24 protein-coding genes and 1 tRNA gene are annotated in these 26,307 nt (G+C 64.4%); 15 read left to right on the forward strand and 10 right to left on the reverse strand.

From position 1 onward, the window contains the following. Nucleotides 1-85: 85 nt before the first annotated feature. The 4 genes from CORGL_RS03310 (at nucleotide 86) to CORGL_RS03325 (ending at nucleotide 2,412) form a co-directional block, all read left to right on the forward strand. Nucleotides 86-1,066, forward strand: coding sequence for a tetratricopeptide repeat protein (locus CORGL_RS03310; RefSeq protein ID WP_013708503.1), 981 nt, complete (start codon nucleotides 86-88; stop codon nucleotides 1,064-1,066). Beyond that, nucleotides 1,047-1,523, forward strand: coding sequence for an SsrA-binding protein SmpB (smpB, locus tag CORGL_RS03315; RefSeq protein ID WP_013708504.1), 477 nt, complete (start codon nucleotides 1,047-1,049; stop codon nucleotides 1,521-1,523). The genes CORGL_RS03310 and smpB overlap by 20 nt, the downstream gene beginning before the upstream one ends. Nucleotides 1,524-1,595: 72 nt before the next feature. Beyond that, a complete protein-coding gene (locus tag CORGL_RS03320) occupies nucleotides 1,596-2,099 on the forward strand; it encodes a flavin reductase family protein (RefSeq protein WP_013708505.1) in 504 nt (167 codons plus the stop codon). A 172-nt stretch (nucleotides 2,100-2,271) separates the two neighbouring features. Continuing rightward, on the forward strand, nucleotides 2,272-2,412 hold the full coding sequence (locus tag CORGL_RS03325) for a rubredoxin-like domain-containing protein (protein WP_041738564.1): 141 nt from the start codon (nucleotides 2,272-2,274) through the stop codon (nucleotides 2,410-2,412). Nucleotides 2,413-2,476: 64 nt separating this feature from the next. Here the strand turns inward: CORGL_RS03325 and CORGL_RS03330 are convergent, their stop codons facing one another. The 5 genes from CORGL_RS03330 to CORGL_RS03350 form a co-directional block, all read right to left on the reverse strand. Next, nucleotides 2,477-3,856 (reverse strand): amidohydrolase family protein, encoded by a 1,380-nt coding sequence (locus CORGL_RS03330; protein ID WP_013708507.1) that lies wholly within the window; start codon nucleotides 3,854-3,856, stop codon nucleotides 2,477-2,479. Beyond that, nucleotides 3,853-4,332 carry a hypothetical protein gene (locus tag CORGL_RS03335; protein WP_013708508.1) on the reverse strand — a complete coding sequence of 160 codons (480 nt, stop codon included), beginning with the start codon at nucleotides 4,330-4,332 and terminating at the stop codon, nucleotides 3,853-3,855. The genes CORGL_RS03330 and CORGL_RS03335 overlap by 4 nt, the downstream gene beginning before the upstream one ends. 106 nt (nucleotides 4,333-4,438) lie before the next feature. After that, nucleotides 4,439-4,666: a heavy-metal-associated domain-containing protein gene (locus CORGL_RS03340; RefSeq protein WP_013708509.1), complete on the reverse strand. Its 228-nt coding sequence runs from the start codon at nucleotides 4,664-4,666 to the stop codon at nucleotides 4,439-4,441. A gap of 55 nt (nucleotides 4,667-4,721) precedes the next feature. Further along, entirely contained in the window at nucleotides 4,722-7,205 is a 2,484-nt protein-coding gene (locus CORGL_RS03345; protein ID WP_013708510.1) for a heavy metal translocating P-type ATPase, read from the reverse strand. A 239-nt stretch (nucleotides 7,206-7,444) separates the two neighbouring features. Beyond that, nucleotides 7,445-8,002: an NADPH-dependent FMN reductase gene (locus CORGL_RS03350; RefSeq protein WP_013708511.1), complete on the reverse strand. Its 558-nt coding sequence runs from the start codon at nucleotides 8,000-8,002 to the stop codon at nucleotides 7,445-7,447. Between the two features lie 201 nt (nucleotides 8,003-8,203). Between CORGL_RS03350 and CORGL_RS03355 the strand changes: the two genes are divergently transcribed. Beyond that, the gene (locus tag CORGL_RS03355; RefSeq protein WP_013708512.1) at nucleotides 8,204-9,070 is read left to right on the forward strand and encodes a deoxyribonuclease IV; all 867 of its coding nucleotides are present in this window, start codon (nucleotides 8,204-8,206) and stop codon (nucleotides 9,068-9,070) included. On the opposite strand, the gene CORGL_RS03360 is transcribed toward CORGL_RS03355, so the two are convergent. Beyond that, nucleotides 9,063-10,268 carry an iron-containing alcohol dehydrogenase gene (locus CORGL_RS03360; protein ID WP_013708513.1) on the reverse strand — a complete coding sequence of 402 codons (1,206 nt, stop codon included), beginning with the start codon at nucleotides 10,266-10,268 and terminating at the stop codon, nucleotides 9,063-9,065. The genes CORGL_RS03355 and CORGL_RS03360 overlap by 8 nt on opposite strands. 32 nt (nucleotides 10,269-10,300) lie before the next feature. Then, nucleotides 10,301-11,557 (reverse strand): DUF1015 domain-containing protein, encoded by a 1,257-nt coding sequence (locus CORGL_RS03365; RefSeq protein WP_041739072.1) that lies wholly within the window; start codon nucleotides 11,555-11,557, stop codon nucleotides 10,301-10,303. A gap of 344 nt (nucleotides 11,558-11,901) precedes the next feature. On the opposite strand from CORGL_RS03365, the gene CORGL_RS03370 reads away from it, so the two are divergent. Continuing rightward, nucleotides 11,902-12,741 (forward strand): metallophosphoesterase family protein, encoded by an 840-nt coding sequence (locus tag CORGL_RS03370; protein ID WP_013708515.1) that lies wholly within the window; start codon nucleotides 11,902-11,904, stop codon nucleotides 12,739-12,741. Nucleotides 12,742-12,790: 49 nt separating this feature from the next. On the opposite strand, the gene CORGL_RS03375 is transcribed toward CORGL_RS03370, so the two are convergent. After that, the gene (locus CORGL_RS03375) at nucleotides 12,791-14,263 is read right to left on the reverse strand and encodes a lipopolysaccharide biosynthesis protein (protein WP_013708516.1); all 1,473 of its coding nucleotides are present in this window, start codon (nucleotides 14,261-14,263) and stop codon (nucleotides 12,791-12,793) included. A 403-nt stretch (nucleotides 14,264-14,666) separates the two neighbouring features. Here CORGL_RS03375 and pckA point away from each other — a divergent pair, with 403 nt between their 5' ends. Then, nucleotides 14,667-16,352, forward strand: coding sequence for a phosphoenolpyruvate carboxykinase (ATP) (pckA, locus tag CORGL_RS03380; protein WP_013708517.1), 1,686 nt, complete (start codon nucleotides 14,667-14,669; stop codon nucleotides 16,350-16,352). Nucleotides 16,353-16,441: 89 nt separating this feature from the next. Here pckA and gpmA read toward each other — a convergent pair whose 3' ends face one another. Together gpmA and CORGL_RS03390 are read right to left on the reverse strand one after the other, a co-directional pair. Beyond that, nucleotides 16,442-17,218: a 2,3-diphosphoglycerate-dependent phosphoglycerate mutase gene (gpmA, locus tag CORGL_RS03385; RefSeq protein WP_013708518.1), complete on the reverse strand. Its 777-nt coding sequence runs from the start codon at nucleotides 17,216-17,218 to the stop codon at nucleotides 16,442-16,444. Between the two features lie 144 nt (nucleotides 17,219-17,362). Next, nucleotides 17,363-17,683, reverse strand: coding sequence for an MGMT family protein (locus CORGL_RS03390; RefSeq protein WP_013708519.1), 321 nt, complete (start codon nucleotides 17,681-17,683; stop codon nucleotides 17,363-17,365). 196 nt (nucleotides 17,684-17,879) lie between these two features. On the opposite strand from CORGL_RS03390, the gene CORGL_RS03395 reads away from it, so the two are divergent. From CORGL_RS03395 to proB, 8 genes are all read left to right on the forward strand, one after another. Beyond that, a tRNA-Ala gene (locus CORGL_RS03395) sits at nucleotides 17,880-17,952 on the forward strand. A gap of 672 nt (nucleotides 17,953-18,624) precedes the next feature. Continuing rightward, entirely contained in the window at nucleotides 18,625-19,869 is a 1,245-nt protein-coding gene (locus CORGL_RS03400; protein ID WP_013708520.1) for a glycosyltransferase family 4 protein, read from the forward strand. A 137-nt stretch (nucleotides 19,870-20,006) separates the two neighbouring features. Next, on the forward strand, nucleotides 20,007-21,056 hold the full coding sequence (gene trpS, locus CORGL_RS03405) for a tryptophan--tRNA ligase (RefSeq protein WP_013708521.1): 1,050 nt from the start codon (nucleotides 20,007-20,009) through the stop codon (nucleotides 21,054-21,056). A gap of 46 nt (nucleotides 21,057-21,102) precedes the next feature. After that, entirely contained in the window at nucleotides 21,103-21,972 is an 870-nt protein-coding gene (locus CORGL_RS03410; RefSeq protein ID WP_013708522.1) for a Cof-type HAD-IIB family hydrolase, read from the forward strand. A 51-nt stretch (nucleotides 21,973-22,023) separates the two neighbouring features. Next, a complete protein-coding gene (locus CORGL_RS03415; RefSeq protein WP_049777677.1) occupies nucleotides 22,024-23,025 on the forward strand; it encodes a radical SAM protein in 1,002 nt (333 codons plus the stop codon). A gap of 136 nt (nucleotides 23,026-23,161) precedes the next feature. Next, entirely contained in the window at nucleotides 23,162-23,509 is a 348-nt protein-coding gene (locus CORGL_RS03420) for a hypothetical protein (RefSeq protein WP_013708524.1), read from the forward strand. Between the two features lie 81 nt (nucleotides 23,510-23,590). Beyond that, nucleotides 23,591-25,108: a nicotinate phosphoribosyltransferase gene (locus CORGL_RS03425; RefSeq protein ID WP_013708525.1), complete on the forward strand. Its 1,518-nt coding sequence runs from the start codon at nucleotides 23,591-23,593 to the stop codon at nucleotides 25,106-25,108. A gap of 56 nt (nucleotides 25,109-25,164) precedes the next feature. Then, nucleotides 25,165-26,286, forward strand: coding sequence for a glutamate 5-kinase (proB, locus tag CORGL_RS03430; protein ID WP_013708526.1), 1,122 nt, complete (start codon nucleotides 25,165-25,167; stop codon nucleotides 26,284-26,286). Nucleotides 26,287-26,307: the final 21 nt, after the last annotated feature.

Genomic DNA, 26,307 nt, shown 5'->3' on the forward strand with positions numbered 1-26,307 from the left:
ATGAGCTCGGAGGGTATATCGATTTCAGGATCATCTTCGGTCCGCGTGCGCTACACTGATGCATTGATCGGTTAGAGGAGGACATATGGAAGCGCCTATCAAACGAGATGAAGTCGAGCACGCTGAGGCCTTCTTGGCTCAAGGTGAACTCGACCGCGCCGAGCAGCTGCTATGCCCCATGCGCATCGCCATCGAGGATTTTGCCGAAACCGATCTGCACCCTGATGACCATATACAGTATTTCAGCTTCGAGAGCGCGTTCGAACGACTCGCATATCGGCGCGTCGAGCAGGATCCGCGACAGCTCGTCCAGATGGACGCCCCGATCGATCGCGTCTACGCTGATCTCGCGTTCATTTTCATTCGTCGCGAGGACTGGCAGCGAGCCCGCGATGCACTCATGCAGGCGATCAGATGGGATCCCATGAAAGCGAGCTATCGGCTGGATCTTGCCGAGATCCACCGGATCTCCGGTGAGCGGCGCCAATGGGCGCAGCTCAGCTACTCGGTTTTGGAGCGCGCCTCAGATCCGGGTTCCCTGGCTCGCGCCTACTCGAATCTGGGTCGCCTCTTTTTCGAGGATGGCAAGATCGAGGCCGCTGTCGCGTGCGCTCGGCTGGCAAGCGGCTTCTCGGCTGAGGAGCAGCGAACCATCCGTTTGATGGCCGCTATCGAACAGAGACACCCAGAAGCTGGCGATATGGCCGACGAGATCGTGATGGCCGCCCTCGAGGCGGAGGGGGTCCCAACCGGAGCGAACGCTGAGATCGCGATATGTTTGCTCATGTGCGCAGCAGATTCAGCGGATGCCGGGGACGCGAACGAAGCGACGCGGCTCACCATTCGTGCCCGCGATCTCGTCGGGGAATCTGCCGCCAAGGCTCTCATCGGCCTCATTCGCGATTCCGATGCCGAGCTCGCACGACAGAGCCGCGCAACCGCGTCGGATTCCAGTGATCACATCAGCTCAGATCGTGATGGGAACGCCTCTCGGGACGGGTCCGCCCAGAAGGCGGAAGGAGCTGCCGGAGCCGGAGGTGAGGGCCATGTCGGTTCCAGGGGATAAGAAGCTTATCGCGAGAAACCGCGCTGCACGCTATGAATATGCCATCGAGGAGACCTTTGAGTGCGGGCTGGTGCTCAGCGGCACCGAGGTGCGCAGCCTGCGTGAGAGGGCCGCACAGCTATCCGACACCTTCGCGCTCGTTCGCGGCGGCGAGTGCTGGCTTGTCGGGTTGCACATCCATCCTTACTCGAATGGATCGATCTTCAATCGCGACCCCGATCGCCGCCGGAAGCTGCTGTTGCATCGTCGTCAGATCGACTATCTCGACAAGAAACTGCGCGCGCGCGGCTACGCGCTCGTTCCGCTTGAGCTGTATTTCGATAGAAACGGGCGAGTCAAGCTCACGGTCGGACTCGGACGAGGCAAAAAGCTCTATGACAAGCGCGACGATGTCGCCAAGCGCGATATGCAACGCGATATCGATCGCGCGCTCAAGGAGCGCGGAAGGGGCAGGTGATCACAGGGGGGGCTCGGATCGGTTCAGACGCAATCGAGCGCTGGCGCATGCCGGCAGAGGGAGGAAGACGAGATGGATCTCACGGCGATGTTCTCGATGACCTACGGGTTGTATGTTGTCTCGGCGGAAGCGGATGGGGTGCGCTCGGCATGCCTTGTCAACACCGCGACGCAGGTTACGGCGGAGCCGCCGCGCCTGATCGTGTCGGTGCACAAGGACAACTTCACTGCGAATGTGATCGCGCGGGCCGGAGCCTTCACGGTCACCGCTGTCGATATGACCGCGGACATGAAATATATCGGCAATTTCGGATTTCGCACCAGCGCCGATTATGACAAGTTCGCGAACTTCAACGTCGCCACTTCAGCTGTGGGAAGCCCGTACGTGACCGATCACGCCTGCGCGATGATGGCGTGTCACCTTCTCGAGACACTGGACGCCGGGACCCATCGCATCTTCATGGGCGAGATCGTGGAGTGCGCTCGACTCTCGGACGCGCCCCCGCTGACCTATGCCTACTATCACGGTACGCTCAAGGGCAAGACACCTCCCAAAGCGGCTTCCTATAAGGCTTGACCAGCTGGCTTTCGCGTACCCGCTGCCTCTGCTCGATGACAGCGCATAGACGTTTCCGGTCATCATGATGCCGCCTTGTTCTTTCACCTTGTTTTATTTTCAAGACGTGCTCGAGTACGCATCTGGATATACTTTGAGTGCAATGTTGCACTCCGATGAGAGGACGGTTTCCATGAGCGAGAAAAAGACCTACAAGTTCGTATGTCAGGTTTGCGGCTACGAGGTCGAGGTCGATACTCCCGAGCTGCCTGAGGATTTCGTTTGCCCCGTCTGCGGCGTCGGGCCCGATCAGTTTGATCGCGTGGACGAGTAGACAGCGCAATCATCGGACCTCACCGCTGCGCCGGCATCCCCGTTTTCGGGATGCCGGCGCAGCGCTATCGGGGCTCTTGGTTGCCGCCGCCCTTGAGTTCGCCATTCGGAGCCGTCATGATGGAGTCGAGAATCCGCTCCAGTTCCGCTCTATGCCGCAGCCGGTGCCGCCTGACCAGATGACCACGGGCCATGACGAGCCGAGGATCTCTGAGCGCGTTGAGGTTCTCCAGCGGGTTTTGCTCGACGACGATGAGATCGGCGGATTTGCCCGCCGCGATCGTACCGGTTTGCGAGTCGATGCCAAGCAGACGAGCGTTCACCTGCGTAGCCGTATGCAGTGCGAATCTTGGTGTCACGTCAAGATAATCAGAAAAGTAGATGACCTCGCGCCACATGTCATAGTGTGAGACGAACGGGCAGCTCGCATCTGTTCCGAGGCCGACCGGGATGCCCGCGTCCAAGGCGGCTCGCGCGCAAGCGATGATACCGCGACAGACGATGTCGGCATTGACGCGCTGCGCTTCCGTGAGCTGCAATCGTTCCGGTGGAAGCAGGACAGAAGGCAGGGCGTGGGAGAGCGTGCAGGTCACAGATGGGGATCTGCCCGCGAGCTGGGCGCCTGATCCGCTTCTGAGCATGTCGATCAAGTCGGGTGTCATCTGAGCCCCATGTTCGATGGTATCCACGCCTGCTTCGAGCCCCGCGCGCATCCCTTCTGTGCTCTCGATATGGGCCATGACCGGGAGGTTGAGCCTGTGAGCCGTTGCACAGGCCGTCGAGATGACATCGGGTGCCATGCGCACCATGCCCGGCTCGCCGACCCTTGCCGCATCGAAAACACCGCCTGTCACAAAGAGTTTGATGACGTCGGTTCCACAAGCGAACAGCTCGCGTACGAGCGAAGCGGCTTGCTCTTGTGTTCGCGCCTCCCGTGCGAACAGGCCGGCGCCGTGTCCGCCCGGAGCTGTGATGCCGATTCCCGCCGCCATGATGCGCGGGCCCATGTGACGGCCGGATCGGATGTCGTCGCGCACGGCGATATCGGCCATCAGCGGGTCGCCGGCACCGCGCAGTGTCGTCGTGCCACTTGCGAGCTGCGTCTGAGCGTTCGAGCGCATGACGCGACGCAGAACTGCGCGACCGATCGGATTATCGATTCGTCGCATGAGCCGTCCCGCTCGCCTCGCGCTTACCGGCTTTCCCGAACCGCAGAGATGCACGTGCATGTTGATGAGCCCCGGCAGCAAGAACGCGCCCTCGAGGTCTATGACGCGACATCCGGGTGGCGCGCGCAGCGCTCCCGAAGGGCCGACTTCGCAGATGATGCCATCGGCCACGGCGACGTCGGTGCCGGGCCGCGCGTGCATGTGCTCGGTTCCGTCGAGTACGGTCGCATTGATGAAAAGGCTGGGGCGATCTTCTCCAGCCTTCCGTGTGCTCATGACTTCTTTTCTACCGTGGTGCGGCAGCGCGGGCAGGTCACGCGAATCCTGCCCTTGCCACGGGGCACTGACATCATGGCGCCGCATGTCTTGCACCGAAAGTACTTCGTGGTCTTGCGATTCACCCACATCTTGCCAGCGGTGCGCTTGGCTCGATCGAAATTGCCCCGCCGTCTGTCACCGGACGTTCTCGATGAGCCCGCCGATCCGGTGCCCCGATCGGCGGAGCGGGCCGTGTTGCCGCGAATGCCGGGAATTCTAGCAAGAAGCGCCCGAAAGGCCTCGTTCTCGGCGCGCCTGCCGGTGAGATCTCGAGACATCGAGCGCATGAGCGCGACAAGCACGAGCACCAGAGCCGCGAGCGAGGTGACACGCCAAGCGAAGATAGACGTCACCGCTGTCAGGAAGATACCCGCCACACCGAGTGCACAGGACAGATCATCCATTCCATAGCGGCCCTTCATGAAGTCCTGCATGATACACCCTCTCACGAAGCGATGCTCTCATGGTCCTTTCACAGCCGGCCGGTTCGGATGGGCTGTGCGGATCCGACCCAACCAGCTTAGCAGAGACGGTCCGCCTTCATGAGCGCGTCACCGGACGGACCGAGATCATCCGGTAGTCGCCGGCGCTCTCGATAGCCGCTTTCAGTTCGTCGGCGGCGATCGCGCGCTCGCAGTCGACCTCGACGATGTTCGAGACGCTGTCAGCCTCCGCATCGCTCACACCGGCAACTCTCATGAGCGCCGCCTCCACGGCGGCCTCGCAGTGGCCGCAGCTCATATTCTCCGTCTTGATCATGTAGCGCATTGGTTCTCGTCCCCTCCTATCCGGGTGCGCGACCGCGCGCCCCTCGATGCGATCCTCACGCGTGCACATCGCGCTCTGATCTGCTGTCAGATATGCTTCGCCCAGGGTCTGCCGCCGCCTGCTCGCTGCGGTGCCGCTCGGCAAGGTCGGCTCCTGAGGTATCGGGGTGCGCGGCGCGTCCCTCGACGCCCTCGACGATCCCGAGTCTGAGTCCGCGCAGACGAAGCGCGTTGGCCACGACGCTGAGGCTCGATAGGCTCATCGCCGCCGCAGCGAACATCGGTGAGAGCTGCCATCCGAGAATCGGGTAGAGCACGCCGGCTGCGAGCGGTATGCCGCAGACATTGTAGACGAGCGCCCAGAACAGATCCTGCCTGATGTTTCGGATGACGCCACGCGACAACTCGATCGCGCGGGCCACGTCCAGAGGATCGCTGCGCATGAGCACGACGTCGGCGCCCTCCTTCGCGATGTCGGCGCCCGCGCCGATGGCGATGCCGACATCGGCGCGGGCGAGCGCGGGCGAGTCGTTGATCCCGTCGCCGACCATCGCGACAGCGTGGCCTGTCTGCTGCAGCTCGCGGACGCGTCTCTCCTTGTCCGCCGGCATCACGTCTGCGACGATCTCGGAGATCCCCGCGCGCGACGCGACAGCGGTGGCGGTGGCCAGGCTGTCTCCGGTGAGCATGATCGTTCGGACACCGAGTGCGGATAGAGCCTGAACGGCGAGCGCGCTCGTCGGCCTCAGCACATCGGTGACCGCGATCGTGCCGGCGAGGCGGCCGCCCCTGGCGAAGAGCAGCGCCGTTTTGCCCTCATGAGCGAGGGCGTCGAGTCGCTTTTGCGCCACGGCGATACCGAGCCGGGCCATGAGCCTCTCATTGCCAGCCGCGATCTCGTTTGCGCCCTCGCGTGCGCGTATCCCGAGACCCGGCATCGCCTCGAGATTATCGACTGGCCTGGCGACGATTCCCATCTCCTCGGAGCGCGCCATGATGGCCGAGGCAAGCGGATGCTCGCTTCGACTCTCGAGAGAGCAAGCGAGCTTCATGAGAGCTCGCTGGCTCATAACAGGGTTTCCGTCCTCCCCGACTGCGGGGATGATATCGGATACCACCGGACGGCCGCAGGTGAGCGTGCCGGTCTTGTCGAATACGACGGTCTCGACGCAGCGAAGCGCCTCGAGCGCAGCTGCGTCTTTGACGAGGATCCCCATCTCTGCGCCTCTGCCCGTGCCGACCATGATCGCGACCGGTGTGGCCAGCCCGAGCGCGCACGGGCAGCTGATTGAGACCACGGAGACGGCGGCGGTGAGCGCGGCGCCGGCCCCGCCGCCGGCGAGCATCCAGCATGCGAACGTGATCGCTGCGATGATGAGAACCGCCGGGACGAACACGGCGGCGACCCGATCAGCCAGTCGCGCGATCGCGGGCTTGGTCGCGCTGGCGTTCTCAACAAGTCGTATGATACCGGCCAGGGTCGTATCCGCTCCGATGCGCGTCGCTCTCATCGTGAACGATCCCGTGCCGTTCACCGTCGCGGCGCTCACCGTGTCACCCGAGGTCTTCTCAACCGGGATTGCCTCGCCGCTCAACGCGCTCTCGTCAACGGATGAGGCGCCCTCGATCACGATGCCGTCCACCGGAATGGATTCACCCGGCCTGACCAGAAGCGTCTGGCCGAGTCGGATCCGCTCGACCGCGACGGTTGATTCGGTGCCGTCCTCCTCAACCACCGTCGCCGTTTTCGGTGCGAGATCGCAGAGCCGTTCGATCGCGTCGCCGCATCTGGACTTGCTTCTCGCCTCAAGGTACTTCCCGATGGTCACGAAGGTGAGAATGGCACCGGCGCTCTCGAGGTACAGGCCCCCCATCGCGAGCGTGTGAGCCATGTGCGCGTCACCGTCTCCGAGCGCGCTCGCCATGAGCAGCATCGTCACGATCGACCACCCGACGCTCGCTGCGGCCCCGATCGCGATGAGCGCGTCCATCGTGGGCGCACCGTGGATCAGCGACCTGAATCCGTTTTTGAAATAGGCTCCGTTCGCGTAGATGATCGGGACGCACAGCACGAGCTCGCACAGCGCAAGCGTCATCGCATGGCTGCTGCCGGCCAGAGACGACGGCATGGGCAGACCGATCATAGGGCCCATGCCTATGTAGATGAGAGGGACGAAGAAAACGACAGATACGATGAGCTGCGTCCTCATGGCGCGCGCCTGCGCCTCGAGCTTTCTGGTCGGTGATGCGCGCCGCGCGAGGCCGCGACCCGATGTTCCGACGAGATCCGCCGCGCCATCGCTCGCCGCGCCATCGCTTCCGCCCTCGTCTCTGGACATGGCGGAGTAGCCCGCGCGCTCCACGGCGTCGCAGATCTCGTCTCGCGTCAGGGCGGACTCGTCGAACTCCACGCTCATGGAGGCTGATAGCAGGTTGACCGTGACGTCTTTCACGCCCTTGAGCCGGCGCACGGCGCTCTCCACGTGCGTCTGGCAGGCAGCGCACGTCATTCCGCCCACATCGAACGATTCGCGCTTCATGGTTCTTCCTCTCAGCTTCGACTGACCCCAGAATATACCTATATGGCTCAAGGGATATAGAGGACAGCTGTGATTGCATTTTCCCCAGTGGATCGTACCCGTGGCTTTCATGAGGCCCTTCCCGACGTGCTCGCTTTCGGGAACCATGATGCGCGCGTATCGCCGCCAGGACCGAAAGGATGCTTGACGTCGAGGATGTCATTTTCACCGAGCTGCGAGCTCCGCGGTGCCCCGGTCGTCTACAGCGCGGCGATGAACTCCTCGCCCTGCCTGTCCAGACGTGCTCGATCTTCGGCGGGTATGTCATATCGGCCCGTCTGCCAGGTCTGCCCGGGCACCGTGAATCCCTCACCGTCAGCGCCGATGACGGTCGCACCGATCAGAGAGAGCAGATCGAAGAGACTTTTTCGCACGCTGGCGGTCCTGCGCTTGCCGCCCACGCCGGAGATGGCGACAGGCTTTTGGGTGAGCGGTCGCGGTGTGGAGTAGTCTCCGGCCACGACCGGGCGAGAGAGCCAGTCTACGACATTTTTGGTGGGCGCAGGAAAGCTCGAGTTGTATTCGGGGGTGAAAAACCACACACCCTGCGCCCGCGTAACTGCGTCTCGGATGCGGGTGACGGCCTCCGGAGCGGGGAACTCGATATCCTGGTTCATGAAGGGCACGTCGTCGATCTCAAGAATCGAGATATCGGCACGTTTCTTCTGAGACCAGGCGGCATAGCGCGCGAGCGTGCGGTTGAACGATCCTTGTCGGAGCGAGCCGACGATGGCGACGATTCTTTTGATGTCTCCCATGGCATATCCCTTTCGAGGAACGGTGATAAGAGCATGAGGCGCGCCCGGCAGATGCGACGGCCCGCGCGATGACCACGCTATGATACCCGCCGCCCGGTGCGCTAAACTGGATCATAGCCGCCGAGCGGCATCTCGAGCTCTGCACGCGGCGCCGCGATGAGCCGAGCTGGGAAACTCGGGGGCCGACGAGAGGATCACGCCATGCTTACGATTGGATGCCATCTTTCGATGGCGAAGGGCTACACCGCCATGGGCGAGACTGCGCTCGGGATCGGCGCGAACACGTTCGCATTCTTCACCCGCAACCCGCGCGGCTCTCGTGCGCGGCCTGTGGATCGCGTCGACGTCGCCGGTCTTGGAGAGGTGCTTCGCGCGAACGAGTTCGGCGCTCTCGTCGCTCATGCCCCTTACGTCTGCAATCCCGCTTCGAACAAGGCCTCCACGCGCGAGTTCGCGCTCACATGCCTTCGAGAGGATCTCGCGCGCCTGGAGATGCTCCCGGGCGGCTTCTACAACCTGCATCCCGGCTCCCACGTCGGGGCGGGCGCGGGGCGCGGCATCGAGCTGATCATCACCGCTCTCGCGGCGGCGATGGCTCCCGAGCAGCGCACGACCGTGCTGCTGGAGACCATGACCGGCAAGGGCACCGAGATCGGCGGCACCTTCGAGGAGCTCGCCGCCATCATCGAAGGGGTGCTCGAACGACGGCCCGAGCTCAGTGAGCGAATCGGTGTCTGCTTCGATACCTGCCACGTATCCGATGCGGGCTATGACATCATCGACGACCTGGACGGGGTACTCGAGCGCTTCGATACCGTGATCGGTTTGGCGCGTCTCCGCGCGGTCCATGTCAATGACTCCAAGAGTCCTCGGGGCTCGCGAAGAGATCGCCACGCGCGCATCGGCGAGGGCTATCTCGGCTGCGAGGAACTCGGTGGAGGTTTGGACGTCTTCGGACGCATCGTGAGGCATCCCGCTCTCTCGGGGCTGCCCCTCATCTTGGAGACTCCCAACGAGCTGGACGGCTACGCAGCCGAGATCAGACTGCTGCGCGGACTGGCTACCTGAGCGCGCTCAGGTAGATCGAGCGCGCATCGTCGAGTGTGAGCGACATGAACGTTCCGAAGCGCTCCCCGCGGTTCGCGAGAAGCCCGGGCAGGAGCAACTCGATGTCATCCTCAACAAGGCCAAGCTCCGCCAGTGTTCGCGGCATTCCGAGGCTGACGAAGAAGTTCTGCAGCTCATCGATGGAGCACTCGATGGCATCCTTTGCGGCCAGGGGGTTCTCCTCGACGGGCTCTATGTCGAAGATCTCCTTCCCGAAGGTGAGGAAGCGCTCCGGGTGCGCGGACCACACGTGGCGCATCCATGCCGGAAAGATGACGGCGAGTCCGGCACCATGCGTGATGGAGGTGTCGAGCGCTGAGAGCTCGTGCTCCAGCGCATGGGCGCTCCAGTCGCCGTCGCGCTTCCCCGCGACGCCCATTCCCAGCCCCGCGAGCCCGTTGTGGGCGAGCGTGGAGATCCACATGAGGTTCGCGCGCGCATCGTAGTCGAGCGGATCCGCCATAACGCGCGGTCCCATCTGAATCGCAGACCGAATGAGGCTGCAACCGATGCCATCGGTAACTGTCACGGCCGGCTCGCCGGAAAAGAAACGCTCCATGACATGGCAGATCATATCGCAGACCCCGGCTGCGGTCTGGTAGGGCGGCAGGGTGAACGTCAGCTCGGGATCCATGATCGCGCAGACCGGGCGGATCAGGTCGGTGTTGATGCCGGATTTGAGATGCTCCGCGTCATTGCTCACGACACTTGAGTTGGACGCCTCGGAACCCGATGCCGGAATAGTGAGCACGACGGCCACCGGCAGGGGCGCCGCGGGCTGAGCGCGCTTGGCGAAGAAGTCCCATGCGTCCCCCTCATAGGGCGTCGCCAGCGCGATCGCCTTGGCCGCGTCGATCGCCGAGCCGCCGCCGAGTGCCAAGATGATGTCGGATCGCATCTCGCGGGCGATCCGGACCCCCTGTCGCACCGAGCCGATCTCGGGGTTGGGGCGCACGCCCCCGAGCTCGGCGGCCTCGATGCCGGCGGCGGCGAGAGAGCTGCGGACGCGTTGGAGGGTTCCTGTGCGCGCGACGGATCCGCGTCCGTAGACGATGAGCGCTCGACGGCGTCCATCTGCCGCCAGCTCGCGCCCGACGCGATCGACAGCGCCGCGACCGAACACGAACCTGGTGGGGGAGTAAAACGTGAAGTCGTTCATGGACGCTCCTATCTCGATGGTGTGACGCCGCCTCAGCGGATCTCGTACGCGAACAGGCCGCTTCTGAGCTTCGGTTCGAACCACGTGGACTTCGGCGGCATGAGCAGGCCCGCGTCGGCGACGGCGAACAGCTGCTCGATGGCGGTCGCGTGAACGCTGAACGCGACGCCGTCTCGTCCGGTGAGGCGCTCGAGCGCCGCCGCGCAGCCCGCCTCGCCGCCAGCGAAGCGGATGCGCCCGTCACGACGAGGATCGTCGATGCCGAGAAGCGGCCCCAGGATGCGCTCCTGCAGCACCGAGACGTCCAGCGCGCCGACGGCGTCGGCCCGACCGATCTCAGAAGCGAGGCGCTCGGTGGCGGTGAGACGCCACCACCGGCCCCTCAGAGTCATACCCATGATGCCGGCCGCTCTCGGCTCGACCGGCTCCTCGGCGCTCTCGACCTCGAAGCCCGCTGCTCGCACGGATTCCAGCAGCTCGGTCGCGTCCATATCGCCCAGATCGGAGACTATGCGGTTGTACGGCAGGATCTTGAGCTGGCTGGCCGGCACGAGCACCGACAGGATGAAGTTGAACGGCTCGGTGCCGGTGAGCCCTCCCGAAGCAGCGGCCGCCTTCCGCAGCGCGCCGCCGACGCGCGCCGCCGCGGCGAGGCGGTGGTGTCCGTCGGCGATGTAGGCGCGCGGCACGCGCTCGAACATCGCGCGGACGGCTTCGATCGCCTCGGGCCGATCGATCCGCCATACGGCCTGTCTGGTGCCCTGCTCGTCCTCGAACCGATAGAGGGGACCGGCAGCGGTGGCGGCATCGATGATGGCATCGAGCACGGTCTCATCGTGATAGGCGAGAAGAGCGGGCCCGGTCTGCGCACCGAGGGCGCGGATGTGGCGGACCCGGTCGTCGCGCTTCGCGACCCTGGTCGCCTCATGCCGCCGGATCACGCCCCCTTCGTAGTCGGAGAGGGCGCACGCACCCACGATGCCCCTTTGCGTGTGCGCCCCCTGCTGCAGCTCGTATATGTAGAAGCATCGCCTCCGATCCCGGATGAGGACCCCCTCCTCGATGCGGCTCGCGAACAGCGTCGCCGCCCGGGCGTAGACCGCTGGAGCGAACATATCCTCGTCGAGGGGAAACTGCGTCTCCGGTCGGTCGATGTTCAGAAACGACAGCGGTCTGTCCGCGACGAAATCCCTGGCCGACGCGCGATCGAACACATCGTAGGGCAAGGCGGCGACCTGCGCCGCGCGATCCGGAACAGGTCGCACGCAGGCGAACGGAAAGACGTTCATATGCATTTCCCCCGCGGAGCGGTTTCTTGTAAGCGGGGCCGAGCGCATCGCCTCGGATGGCGACCCGCGCGCTTGGACGCGGCCCTGGAGCATGGCGGATCGCCTGAGAAATTATGCACTCGAGTCATTGTCGAAGTCATCCCTGCCGTCTCGCTGCTAAGATGGGTGCAAGATACCGGCGAGCCGCGGCCGCGCGGCGCGAATGCCCCGCGATCGGGGCCCGATATGCGGGCCGGTGTGGTGTATGGTAGCAGATCGAGCACCTCGTCCGAGCGCTCACACGGAAGACGAACAGCCGATACGTCCGGTCGAGAGGGTCTCAAAACGCTACAGGTGGAGGAAACGTGGCGACATATGTGACATCTGACGCGCACGGGCATCTGCGTGCTCTGGATCGTGCGCTCGAGCTGGCGCAGCCGTCGGCTGAAGACACGCTCTACGTGCTCGGCGACATGATCGACCGCGGACCGGATCCCGTTGGCGTGATCGATCTCGTCCGCGCGCTTCCGTGTGCCCGCGCCATTCTCGGCAATCACGAGCGCATGATGCTCGATGCCCTCGCGGGCACAGATGAGCTCGATGCGGACACGTGGGTCCTGAACGGAGGATGGACGACGGCGCCCGGGCTCGATCGGGTCGACCGCGATAAACTGGATGGGCTCATGGACTGGTTGTGCGAACTGCCGCTCTACGATGTCGTCGAGACAGCCGACAGGCTGTTCATCTTGGTGCATGCCGGCATCGACGCGCTGGCCGCCCGCGCCTATCTCGCTTCGGCCAACGTGGACTGCTCTCATGGCGAGGGTGCGGCCGCCGCATCGCGCGAGCAGCTGTGCGATATGATGAGCCGCCAGGACCCGATGGATCTGCTATGGATCCGAGGGGAGTTCTGGGGATCGCCGACCGGGTTCGTCGGCACCGACGGGACGGGGCCCGTTGTCGTGGCGGGGCACACGCCGTCGATCTCGCTTCGGGACTACGCCGATGTCATGGGCAACCCCGGCACGTCTTCCGAGGGTCATGGATGCGTCGTGCCGGTCGGAGACACGACGAGGACCGGAGGCGTAGCCGATCGCATCGATATCGATTGCTCCGCCGCAGCGGCAGAGGCGGGCGGTTGCGTGGGCGTGCTGCGCCTGGATGACGGCCAGACTTGGTATGCGCCGGTAAGAGACGGCGAGTAGGCGATACGTCGCCCGGGTTGCGCATCCGCCTCTCGCTCGAGTCCTCTTCCTAGAGAAAGGGATTTCTCTCGCGTTCGATAGATCGCCTGATACGGGTGTAGTGCGCGATGAGCAGCACGAGCAGAAGCGTCATCGAGCCGAGATAGCTCGCAACCGCTCCGGTGAGACCGATGAGGTTCACCAGCACGAGCGATAGGCCAATCGATGCCGCGAACGCGATCAGATAGAGCTTCATCACCGCGCGCTGCCGCCGTAAAACGGTGATGATGGCATAGAGGAAGTCTATGGCCGCCGTCACGCCGCCCGCGAGAACCATGAGCCAGGCGAGCACGCGGAACCTCTCGAAGTCGACTCCGTAGAAAAAGCTCATGAGCGGGATGCCGATCCAGCCCATCATGACCGCTGTGAGCACGCTCAGCGCGAGCACGACGCCCATGACGGCCAGTATGATGAGATCGAACCGCATGCGCTTGCGCGGGTTGGCCCAGATGCTCGCCAAGCGCAGAAGCTGCGGTTTGTAGACGAAGCCGATCTCGAGAAGGATCCCCTGTGCGGGGAAATACAACGCATTGAAGAACAGCTGGTTGTCGTAGGACATCGCGCCCTCCATGACGAATTTCGGCGCGCTCTCGGTGAGGTTGAACAAGAACAGGGCCGCGAACAGCGGGAAGCACTGGTGGAACAGGGAGATGACCTCATCTGCCCTGGGACTGCGCGACTTCTCGGTCTCGAGCAGCGCGAGCGGCAGCGTCACGAGCACGAGTGACGCTACGGCCACCACGGCCATCGCGATCGCCGCTGCAGCGAGGTTTCTGCCGATCAGCAGGATGAGCGCGAACGCGGCGCACACGGCTGCCGAGCGCAGCGTCTGCGAGATGCCCGCCAGATAGAGCTTGTCGGCCTGCTGAAGCCGGCCCTCGTATACGTCGGCGACGCCATCGACGAGCTTGTAGGCGCATACGCCCAGCGAGATCGTGGCCATGTAAGGGGTGTAGTCGCGAATCGCGCAATAGAGCATCGCGGCGAGGAAGGCCGCCGCCGCCGTCATCCAGCGGTTCACCTGATAGGAGGAGAAGGCGATCTCCTCGTCGACGTCGGAGACCTGAAACGTCCTCAGGCCGTAGTTGGCCGCGATCATGAGCAGCGTGCCCAAAACGAAGGCCATGGAGAACATGCCCGCACCCCGCGTGCCGACAAGCTGGGTCGCGACGATGGTCAACAAGGGGAAGACCATCCCCCATACCGCCGTGCCAGCGGTGTTCCACACGTAGTCGCGCTTGGTGCAGTGCGTCTCGTAGACGGCTTCGGAGTCACTGAGCGAGCCGCGGTACACGGAGTCGAGGAGCCGGTTCCACCACTGGTTGATCAGCCTCGCGAGACAGCTCTGGTCGCGAGTGCCGCGTCCGCGGCCGTGCGGGGTCCCGGCGGCTTCCCGCGCGCGTCGCCGCTCCGCTGGGCTCGCCGCGGGCGCGCCGCGCCGAGCCATGATCTTTGTGCGAAGTGTGTCGAGCGGGTTGTGCATCGCGTCTGCCTCATCGATTCATCTCGAGCTGAGAGGGCCCGACTCAGACGGCTGCCCCCATGACTCACGAAATTATACCGTGGCCGCCGCCCGCGCGCCCGCGCGGCCCCATAATCGCGCAAAGGGTATCCATGTCCGACGTCCCCTCCTTGCGGCTGCACGCCCTCATCGCCGCATGCGCGCGCGGCAACCGCCCCGCGCTCCCGGGCTTCGCTCGAGATCTCGTCCGTCTGGAAGAGCTCCGCCGCCGTTCGGCGATGGAAGCCCGGGCCGCGCCCCGAGCTGATGTATAAGCAAGGGTGCCCGCTCAGACGAGAGCTCGCGCTTCAGCTTCGAGCGGAGCGCGATCTCTCGGCTGAGAGAGGCGCATCCGTTTCCCTATTCGACTGGAGGCATCGTCGCGATGAGGCGATCGAATGTCATGAAGCTGCTCGCACGATTCGGCATCAACGAAGGAGAGGGGGTCATCTCAGTTCCGGACGCTCAACCGCGGACACCCCCGGCAGAGCCCAGGGCGACCGATGATCCCGGCCCGGCATCCAGTGATCCCAGGGTATCGGTCGACCTGCCCGCTGCCGCCCTGATCGAGCAGGCTCTCGCTCGTCGCGAGGGCGTGCTGGACGCAGCGGGAGCACTCCATCTCAGGACCGGTGCCTATACCGGGCGCGCTCCCAAGAGCCGCTTCATCGTCGAGGAGGCCGGTGTCAGCGAGCGCATCGCCTGGGGCGCGGTGAACCATCCGATCTCGCGAGCGTGCTTCGAGCGCGTCCGCGACGGTGTGGCGCGCCACCTGGCCGCGCGCGATCTATTCGTCACGCAGGGGCTCGCCGGAGCGGACCGCACCCACGCGCGAAGTTTTCTCGTCGCGTGCGAGCGGGCGAGCCAGGCGCTGTTCGTCAGACAGATCCTGGTGAGGCCGACGCCTTCGGAGCAGCGATCGGACGCCGAGCCGGACTTCGTCGTGCTCGTCGCCCCGGGCTTTCACTGCGATCCCGAGCGCGATGGCACGGGCTCTGCGGCGGCGGTCCTCATCGATTTCACGGATCGCATGATCGTGATCGCCGGCACCGGTTACTCCGGTGAGATCAAAAAGTCGATCTTCTCCGTCATGAACTACATTCTTCCCGTCGAAGACGACGTGCTCACCATGCATTGCTCGGCCACGACCGACCGTGACGGACGGGGCACCGCGATCTTTTTCGGGCTGTCCGGCACCGGCAAGACGACGCTTTCGGCGGACCCGGAGCGCCTGCTCATCGGCGACGACGAGCACGGATGGGGGTCTGCGGGCGTCTTCAATCTCGAGGGCGGCTGCTACGCGAAGTGCGACAATCTGGACGCCTCGCACGAGCCCGAGATATTCAACGCGGTGCGCTTCGGGTGCGTGAGCGAGAACGTTGTGCTGCGGAGCGATCGCGTCCCTGACTACACGGATCTCTCCATCACCAGAAACACGCGCGCCTGCTACCCGATCGAGCACATCTCGAGCGCCAACGCGCGCGGGATGGGGCCGGAGCCCACGGTCATCCTGTTTTTGACCTGCGATGCGTTCGGCGTGCTGCCGGCTATCGCGCGGCTCACGCCAGAGGCGGCGATGTATCATTTCGTGACCGGGTTCACAGCCAAGGTCAGCGGCACCGAACAGGGCGTCGACGAGCCGACGCCTACATTCTCCGCGCTGTTCGGAGAGCCGTTCATGCCGCTTGACCCCATGGTCTACGCGAACATGCTCGGCTGTCGTCTGCGTTCCCGTAATGCTCGGGTCTACCTTCTCAACACCGGCTGGATCGCCGGGCCCGCGGGGGAGGGCCGCCGCATAGAGCTCGCAAGCACCCGCGCGCTCGTCCGCGCCGCGCTCGAGGGAACCTTGGATGAGGGCGGTTACGCGCGCGACCCGATCTTCAACGTCGATGTTCCCGCGCGCTGCCCGGGTGTGCCCGATGAGCTTTTGGACCCGCGCGCTCTGTGGTCGGATGCCGCGCGCTACGACATCTCGGCGCGCAGGCTCGCGGCGATGTTCCGAGACAACTTCGATCGACGCTGCTCCCATCTGCCCGATGAGATCCGCGCGGCGGGTCCGCTCGGCTGATCGGCGCGCCTCCTCACGTGAATCGCCTCACTTGGGACCGCACATGGTCGATGCCTTGCCGCTCTCGGAGCGGCCGCCAGAAGTCCTGCTCAGGCGGGCCTGCTCGCCTTGCCCTGATCGGCGACGGCGTTCATCTTGGCTTCGATCGCAGCCGGATCTCCGAGGTAGCGTTTGTCTGTCACGTTCATCTGCGCGTCGAACTCGTAGACCAAGGGGATGCCCGTGGGGATGTTCACGCCAGCGATCTCATCGTCGCCGAGATGATCGAACTGCTTGACGAGAGCGCGCAGGGAGTTGCCGTGCGCTGCGATGAGCACCCGACGGCCGGATCTCATCTCTGGTAGGATGCGCTTCTGAAAGTAGGGCCAGGCGCGCGCGATCGTGTCGCTCAAGGCCTCGCTCAAGGGCAGCTCATCGGCGTTCACCTCGCGATACATCGCCATGCCATGAGGATCGCGTTCATCGCCCGCATCGAGCGCGGGCGGTCGCACATCGAAGCTGCGCCTCCAGATCTTCACTTGGTCCTCGCCGTACTTCTGGGCGGTCTCGGTCTTGTTCAGACCCTGAAGCGCGCCGTAGTGCCTCTCGTTGAGCTTCCAGCTCTTGGTGACGGGCAGCCACTCGCGATCAAGCTCCTCCAACACGATGTTCAAGGTGCGGATGGCGCGCTTCAGATACGATGTGTAGCAGATGTCGAAGTCGAGCCCCTCCCGCCGCAGCGCCCTGCCACCGTCCGCCGCCTCCTGACGGCCGGTGTCGGTCAGATCGACGTCGGTCCATCCCGTGAACAGATTGAGTCTGTTCCACGCGCTCTCGCCGTGGCGGATGAGCACGAGCCTCATGATGCTATCAGATTCTGCGGACATGAACTGCCTCCTTGGTGCGGATCTCGATCCGGCCGGCTGTGCCGACCGGTATCCTCCGCGATTGCCGACATCACCGCTTATGATACCGCCGAGCCCCGTGCTCGAAACAAGCTGTCATGAGCCGGCAACGCTGACATGTCAGCTTCACATGCCCGCGGGCCAGCGGCAGTGGCCCATGTCGACATGGTGGAGATCGGTGAAGAGGACCCCTTCGGATTCGAGCATGGCCCGCTGCGCCTGTTCGCCGCCAAACGCGAAGCCCCGACAGATCCTCCCGTCGGCGAAGACGATGCGATGGCAGGGTATGGCACCCGGTTGCGGGTTGCGATGGAGTGCGAAGCCCACATACCGTGCGCTGCGAGGCGCGCCGGCGAGTCGGGCGATCTGGCCGTACGTGGCGACGCTGCCAGCAGGCACCTGCTCCACGATCTCGTAGACTCGGCTGAAGAAGCCCTCCCGTTCCATGCGTGTCCCTCCCGTTTCTCGCCCATTCGAGCTGCGAGCCTATTCTACCAGTGCGATCGAGCGTCCAGGGATATGCGCTCGCGCGCATTCGATGTCTCATCAGGTGCTCGAGCGCGCGCGCAGCGGGGGCATCTGGCAACCTCCGATTATTTTCGTTGACACGGCGGGCATGCTTGCTAGAATAGACACTTGTCTTGGGGACGTAGCTCAGCTGGGAGAGCGCTGCCGTCGCATGGCAGAGGCCGAGGGTTCGATTCCCTTCGTCTCCACCCCTTGTTCCTTCGGGCTCCGAGCATTCGGGGCCTTTTTTCATGAACGTCAGTCGCGTGGCGACGCGGAGGGTTGTGCGAAGGCCTGCCGGCCGGCAAGAAAATGCCGCCCCCCGCTTCACGTTAATGAACCCACCTAACAAGGTGGGTGCCCTCATCGTCTGTTCCAGCGTCCTTAACAACGAAGGATACCTGTACTGAGAACGAGTGTGTGGGCTCCCTTACAACAATGCGACGGTTCACCCAGTTGCTCCGCGGGGGGCGGAACACCTTCATCTTAACGTGCCGCGAATCGAATACCAGTCTTGACTTATGCTGAACTAAGACAGAAGATGGAGCTGCGTTCTGCGCGCAACTCACCGATCTTCACAATCATCCGCTCAACGGGAATTCAATCCGATCCAGGGTCGCGGTGGCCGCTGCGGCGCTCGCGCGGCGCGCCATGCGCTAGGCCGACGTCCTCGGCGCGAATCCGCCCCGCCGCTGCGGGTGCGCGAGTGCCGCGGCCTCGCTCCGAGCGGGTATCTGCTGTCATGATGATTACCGGCAGGTGTCGATCGCTCGATCGGTTTCTCCTGTATCATAGATGAGACCGCATCCTCTCGCGCGCCGGGCCTCCAGGCCGGCCGCGCGATCGGTCGGCTGGCATGTACCTCGCGGCAGATTGCGGCTATGACGTTGTTCGCCCCTCACATATGCATCGCGCTCGTCGCGTTTGCGACCACGTTTGCGATCGTGCCGGCCGCCAAGCGTCTCGCATTTCGCATCGATGCGGTTGACTATCCTTCAAAACGCCGTGTCAACACCGTTCCCGTGGCGCGTCTGGGCGGCATCGCGGTCTTCTGCGGACTCACATTGGCCTGTGCCGTGCAGGTGATCGGTACGAAGCTGTGGGGATGGCCCTCGGCGCTCATCCCGCACCCGAGTCTCGCGGTCAACTACCCCGCGCTCGCGATCGCCTTTCTGGTGGTCTTCATCACCGGCGTCGTCGATGACATCTTTCAGCTCACACCCCATATGAAGCTCATCGGCCAGCTGCTGGGCGCTATCATCGCCGCATCGGGCGGCCTTACGATCGGCAGCATCGTGAATCCTCTCGCGCCCGGATCCTACATCCATCTGGGATGGCTCGCCTGGCCGATCACGGTTCTCTATCTCGTGGCCTACGCGAACATCATCAACCTGATCGACGGTCTGGATGGGCTGGCCACGGGTATCTCGGCAATATCGAGCGCCACGATGTTCAGCTTCGCTGTACTGTCCGGTCGCAATGACGCGGCGGCGCTGTCGATCGCGCTGTTCGGCGCCTGCGTGGCGTTTCTGCGCTACAACTTTCACCCCGCGAGTATCTTTTTGGGTGATTCCGGTGCGTTGCTGCTCGGTTTCGGGCTCGGCTCGATATCACTGTTGAGCGTCAGCCGGACCGCGGCGCTCACCTCTTTGCTCATGCCTCTGATCGTAGCCGGCGTGCCCATCATCGACACGCTGTCGGCGATCGTGCGCCGCATGCGGGCGCATGTGAGCATCGGTCAGGCCGACAAGGGGCATATCCACCATCGGCTCATCCAAGAGGGCTACGATCAGCGTCAGGCGGTGATGCTCATATACGCGTGGTGCATCCTGCTGTCGCTGGGGGCGATCGCGATCAATCAGGTCGACGTGAAGCTGCGCATCCTCATCTTCTTCGCGCTGCTCGCCTGCTCCGCGCTGTTCGCAGCTCGTCTGCACCTGTTCGAGCCGGTGCTGCGCCATCACTACAATCCCAAGACCCGCGAGGACGAGATCGTGAGCCCGGAGAACCCTGCCTTTCGCGAGGAGGCGCGCGCATGTCGTCGCGCGCACGCGCGCAGACTCAGGGGCCGGCGGGCTCGATGCGCACGCAACCGGCAGGAGGGCAAAGAACATGACGGGCGGTGATGCGCAAGTGGCTCCCCGATGCGAGCCGAATCGTGCCGGGACGGCACGGAGGCGCCTGCGAGCTGGTTGGACCATCGCCCGGCGTGCTAGGATTGATGACGTTGCAACACCTTCGAGCGCGAGGAGCGAGTCCCATCATGCCCAACGAACGAAGCTATGAAGCGAGCCTGCGCCGCAGCGAGGAGATCGAGGCGGATCTCGCAGTGCACCCGAGACGATACACGATGCTCACCGGAGACCGACCGACCGGTCGGCTCCATCTGGGTCACTATCTGGGTTCGCTCAAGCTCCGCGTCGAGCTGCAGGACATGGGTGTGCGAACGAGCGTGCTCATCGCCGACTACCAGGTCATCACGGACCGAGACACGACCGAGCACATCCAGGACAACGTGCGCAACATGGTGATCGACTACCTGGCGTGCGGCATCGATCCGGCCAAGACGATGATCTACACTCACTCCGCGGTGCCCGCCGCCAACCAGCTCATCTTGCCGTTTCTATCGCTTGTGAGCGAGGCGGAGCTGCTGCGCAACCCCACCGTCAAGGCCGAGATGGCTGCCAGCGGCCATGAGCTCACCGGGCTTCTGCTCACCTACCCGGTGCATCAGAGCTGCGACATCTTGTTCTGCAAGGGCAACATCGTGCCGGTCGGCCGCGATCAGCTCCCCCATATAGAGCTTACCCGCTCGATCGCTCGCCGGTTCAACAAGCGCTATCGCAAGATCTTTCCTGAGGTGGACGCGTTGCTCTCCTCGGTGCCCGTGCTTCCGGGCCTGGACGGGCGCAAGATGAGCAAGTCCTACGGCAACGCCATCGCGCTGTCCATGGACGCCGACGAGACGGCTCGAGCCATCAGGCGCGCGACTACCGACTCCGAGCGCGAGATCACCTTCGATCCCGAGAGGCGCCCGGGCGTCTCGGCCCTGCTCACCACAGCCGCCGCCGTCACGGGGCGTGACGAGTGCGACATCGCAGCCGAGATCGGCCGCGCAGGATCCGGTGCCTTGAAGGCGCTCACCACCGAGGCGGTCAACAGCTACCTCGCACCCATCCGGGAACGGCGGCACAGCATCGAGGGAGATCTCGGCTACATCCGAGATGTGATCGCAGAGGGCAACCGCCGCGCAAACGTCATCGCTCAGGACACACTCGAAGAGGTTCGCGACGCGATGGGCATGCTGTACTGAACGCTGCAGATCGCATCTGAGACACCGATGGCATCAGGGGGAACCGATGATCCGTATGATCGCAAGCGATATGGACGATACGTTTCTGGACGGTGCGCACCGCGTTCCGGCACCCAATATCGCAGCACTCGAGCGCCTGCATGAGCTCGGCGTGCTGTTCGTGCCGTGCTCGGGGCGGCCCTACCCATCGATCATGGGTAACTTGGAGGACGTCGACCAGCGTCTCCTCACCGGTACCTATGTCATATCACTCAACGGCGGCTTCATCAACCGCTATGGCCAAGACGAACCTCTGACGAGCGTGACTCTGGATCGCTCAGTCGCCGAGGAGCTCTACCGTCGCGGTATGGATGAGCATCGCATCATGCACGTCTACGTGCCGAGCGGAACGATCTACACCCAGGGGGTGCGCGACGCCGAGAGCTCTTATCTGGCGGGCATGCGCGGCGTCACCGCGCTCACGGGCACCGAGCGCGATCTGGGCTTTGTCGGGGATGAGGACGTGGTCAAGATCCTCTATGTGGACACCGACTTCGACGCCCTGCAGCGGCTCGGCGAGCGGCTGCGCCCCGATCTCGATGCCACGAGAGTCGCGATCACCTACTCAGCCAGGCGCTATCTGGAGTTCGTCCCCGCTGGTATGGACAAGGGCGTGGGCGTGCGCCGACTGGCTGGGATGCTCGGCATCGACATGGATGAGGTCATGTCCATCGGCGACTCCGCGAACGACATCTCGATGCTGGATGCCGCCGGCATCGGCGTGGGAGTGGCCAACGTGTGCGAGGACACGCGAGCGCACTGCGATGCCGTCACCGCCGCAACCGGTGAGCAGGGAGCCCTGGCGGAGATCCTGCAGCGCTTCATCGAGCCCGGATATGCACACGGACAGACGAAGCTCGGTCTGCCCACAACGTAGATACAGAATTTCAGCGAAACGTGGGAAGGGGGCAGATCGGTGCCGGCCCGAATGGACCGAAATCCAGATGCGTCATTTTTCGAGGGTACGCCTCGTTGTTGCGAGCTGTGCCCGCGTCGGTGCCGGGCGGCGCGCGCGGCGGGGGAGCGCGGCGTCTGCGGTGCCGCCGACGAGATCCGGGTCGCGCGTGCCGCGCTGCACATGTGGGAGGAACCACCGATCTCGGGCACAGCGGGATCGGGTGCGATCTTCTTCAGCGGCTGCTCGATGGCCTGCGTCTACTGTCAGAACCAGGAGATCTCAGTCGGCGGCTTCGGGGTTCCGATCTCATCTGCGCGGCTCGTCGAGATCATGCTCGAGCTCCAAGACGCCGGTGCCGCGAACATCAACCTGGTGACCGCGACGCACTACGCTTGGGCTCTGCCAGATGCCGTATCGACTGCTCGCCGACGCGGTCTCGACATTCCGATCGTCTACAACACGAGCGGCTACGAGCGGGTATCGGCGCTGCGTGCGCTCACCGGGACAGTCGATGTCTGGTTGACAGACTTCAAGTACGCCGACGGGGCTCTGGCCGGCCGGCTGTCCGGTGCCCCGGATTACCCCGAGATCGCGCGCCGTGCTCTCATCGAGATGGCGTCTCAGGTCGAGCGGGGAGCGGGCGAGCTCTTCGACAAGGCGGGAATGCTCAAGCGCGGCCTGATCGTGCGCCATCTCGTCTTGCCTGGTCATGTGGATGATTCGCTTCGCGTACTCGATCTCATCTGGAAGACCGCGGGCGACGTCGCGATCTCGGTCATGAACCAGTACACGCCCAACAACCGAATGCGCGCTCAGGGCGGAGCGCTTTGCGGCCCGCTCGCCGATGCGGACTATGAGCGGGTGCTCGACCACGCCGACGATCTGGGTTTTTCCACGATGTACTGGCAGCAGGGTGGCACGGTCGGCGAGAGCTTCATCCCGCCATTCGATGCCACAGGCGTCGCAGCCCGGGAGGAGGAGCCTGCGTCCCCGCAGGTCCGGAAGTCACCTGCAGAAGGAGAGCCGCTGTAGAGACCGGTTTGGTCTTTCGCACGAAGAGATCGCGGCTCGTGCGGCGACGCATGCGCCAGCGAGGGGTATACTGCTTGTCAACTATCACGTCGCGGACGGCCGCTCGCCGTCCGGAAATGGAAAGCGGGTCTGACACATGGGAGATGACAGCAACGTTCCACTCACTCCGGCCGAGCGCGCCGAGCTCGAGCGATTGCGCGCGGAGAAGGCGCGCAAGGATCGCGCCGAGCTCGAGCGGCTTCGCCGCGCAGCGGCGGCGATGCCGGCGGAGCGCTCGGGAACTCCATCCGCAAGAGAGGATGCCGATGCGCTCCCGCAGACGCGGCCCAGAACATTCGGCCAGCGCATGGTGCTCTCAGCCGGTCAGGATAAAGACGGGCTCCCTGCGATGCCGCCCGCCCAGAAGATCATCATCGGTCTGTGCCTGCTGTGCGTGGCCGTCGCGCTGGCTTGGATCATCATGACCAATGCCGGCGTCATCTGAGCGGGGCGCGGCCGAGCGCTCGCATCGACGGTGTCACTCGGTGCTTTCACAGTCGAGACAAAAGAGGGAGAGGGGGCGCTCATGGCTCTGACAGATGCGACACGGCCCACCGATATCGCGCTGCTCACCGATTTATATGAAATCACCATGGCTCAAGCGATGTGGGAAAGCGGCAAGCTCTCCGAGGACGGGTGCTTCACGGTGTTCTATCGCGATCATCCCTTCGGCAGCGCGTTCGCCGTCATGTGCGGAACCTCTGAGCTTCCCGCGCTCGTGGAGAATGTCGTGTTCACCGAAGAGGATATCGACTACCTGCGCTCGCTGACCGCCCCCGGCGGCGGCGCGCTGTTCAAGTCGGGCTTTCTCGACTATCTGAGGGACTTTCGCGCTCACGTCGACATCGATGCCGTGCCCGATGGCGAGCTTGTCTTTCCGCGCGAGCCGATGGCGCGCGTGATCGGACCCGCGCTCGAGTGCCAGCTGCTCGAGACCGCGCTTCTGAACACCATCGGCTTTCAGACCCTGGTCGCCACAAAGACAGCGCGCGTCGTCGAGGCGGCGAAGGGCAGACCCGTCGCCGAATTCGGTCTGCGGCGCGCTCAGGGCCCTGACGGCGGCATGGCCGTCGCGCGCGCGAGCTACATCGCCGGTTGCGCATCGACCTCGAATGTGCTCGCCGGGCGGCGCTACGGCATTCCGGTGTTCGGCACCCACGCGCACAGCTGGGTCATGAGCTTTCCGACCGAGCTCGAAGCGTTTCGGGCCTTCGCGCGCTCCATGCCCAAAAACTGCACGCTGCTCGTTGACACCTACGACGTTCGCGAGGGCGTCGAGAACGCCATAATAGTCGCCCATGAGATGGAGGAGCGCGGCGAGGCACTCGCGGCGATCCGCATCGATTCGGGCGATCTCGCCAAGCTCTCGGGCTATGTGCGCGCTCGCTTCGATGAGGAGGGGCTCGGCTACGTCAAGATATCGGTATCGAACGATCTGGACGAGTACACGATCCAGTCGCTGCTCGACCAGGGCGCGCCGATCGACTCGTTCGGCGTGGGCACCAAGCTCGCGACCTGCTACGATCAGCCGGCACTGGGCGGGGTCTACAAGCTCGCGGCCCGTCGCGATCCGGGAGACTCGGCTTGGACGCCTGTCCTCAAACTGTCCGAGCAGCCCTACAAGCGCACGATTCCCGGGGTCCAGCGTCTGCGTCGCTACATGGATGAGGCGGGGTGCCCGGTGTGCGACATGATCTATGACGAGGCGTATCTGGAGGGTGCCGACGATGCGCGCGGAACGACGCTCGTCGCTGTCGATGACGCGGCGCTCGTGACGAGTGTGCGCGGTCTTGCCAGCCGGGAGCTGCTCGAGCCCGTCGTGCGAGCCGGAAGGGGGGTCGGCCCGCGTGAGTCGCTCGAAGCCGCTCGCGAGCGCTGCAGCTCGGCCATCGCGTCGCTCGATCCTGCGCACAAGCGCTTCCTGTACCCGCAGACCTACGTGGTGGGCATGGAGAGCGGTCTGGCGCGCGTCCGCGATGAATTGGTCCGCGAGCGCATGGCGACCACGACCTCCGCGCTGCCCTGGAAGGCGCCCAAGCGCTAGACCCGCCGGTCTGCGTCTGACATCCTATCGCGGCGAGCCGGAGGAGGGGAGCGAGCGTGTCATCATATAGAACGATGGTGGTGAAAATCGGCTCATCGCTTCTGGTGAATCCAGACGGCGGGATCGCGAACGCCTTTATCCGCGATCTCGCCTTGCAGGCGTCGCACCTGCGGGGCTCGGGCTGGCGCCTCGTCGTGGTCAGCTCCGGGGCCATCGCCTGCGGAGTTCCGGTTCTGCATCTCGACGCGAGACCCTCAGATATGCCGACGCTCCAGGCGTGCGCATCAGTGGGACAGTGCGTCTTGTCGGCCATCTATGACAAGGCGTTCAGCGCGGCGGGGCTGCTGAGTTCGCTGGTGCTGCTGACCCGGCACGATACGGCGAGGCGAACCTCCTATCTGCATGCTCGCGACGCGCTTGTGCGCCTGGTCGAGCTCGGGGTGGTCCCGGTCGTGAACGAGAACGACACCGTGAGCGTCGAGGAGATCCGCTTCGGTGACAACGACACGCTCGCAGCCCTTGTAGCCTGCTTGGTCTCGGCCGATCTGTGCGTGACCCTGTCGGACATCGATGGGCTCTACACGACCAATCCCGCGATCGATCCGACGGCTCGCTTCATCCCGGTGGTTGAGCGCATCGACGGCGCGATCATCGCCGGGGCGGGCGACTCATCGAGCGCGGTGGGCACCGGCGGCATGATCACGAAGGTCCGCGCCAGCCGGATTCTCATGACAGCTGGCATCCCGAGCGTGATCTGCTCGGGTGCCGAGCCCCGGGCACTCGTGAGGCTCGCCCGCAGCGAACGGATCGGGACGCTGTTCGAACCGGCGGCCCCGCGCACCGAGATCGCACCGCGAAAGCTCTGGATCGCGCTGGGGGATGCCGCGCACGGTTCGGTGAGCGTCGATCCCGGCGCGGCATGCGCGATCAGAGAGCACGGTTCCTCGCTGTTGCCGGTCGGTATCGTCGCGGTGCGCGGTGAGTTCACGACCGGTGAGATCCTCGACATCTGCGATGACGAGGGACTCGTGATCGCGCGGGGACGCGCGGGCGCCCCATCGGACGAGCTCAAGCTGGCCGCCGGGCGCCATCAGGACGAGATCGCCTCCAATCGCCTGCTCGTCGCCTTGGCGAACAGGCCGGCGGTGCATCGCGACGAGATGATCGTGTTCACATAAGGACCGCTGCGAAAGGAGAGC

Source organism: Coriobacterium glomerans PW2, assembly GCF_000195315.1.
Classification (GTDB): domain Bacteria; phylum Actinomycetota; class Coriobacteriia; order Coriobacteriales; family Coriobacteriaceae; genus Coriobacterium; species Coriobacterium glomerans.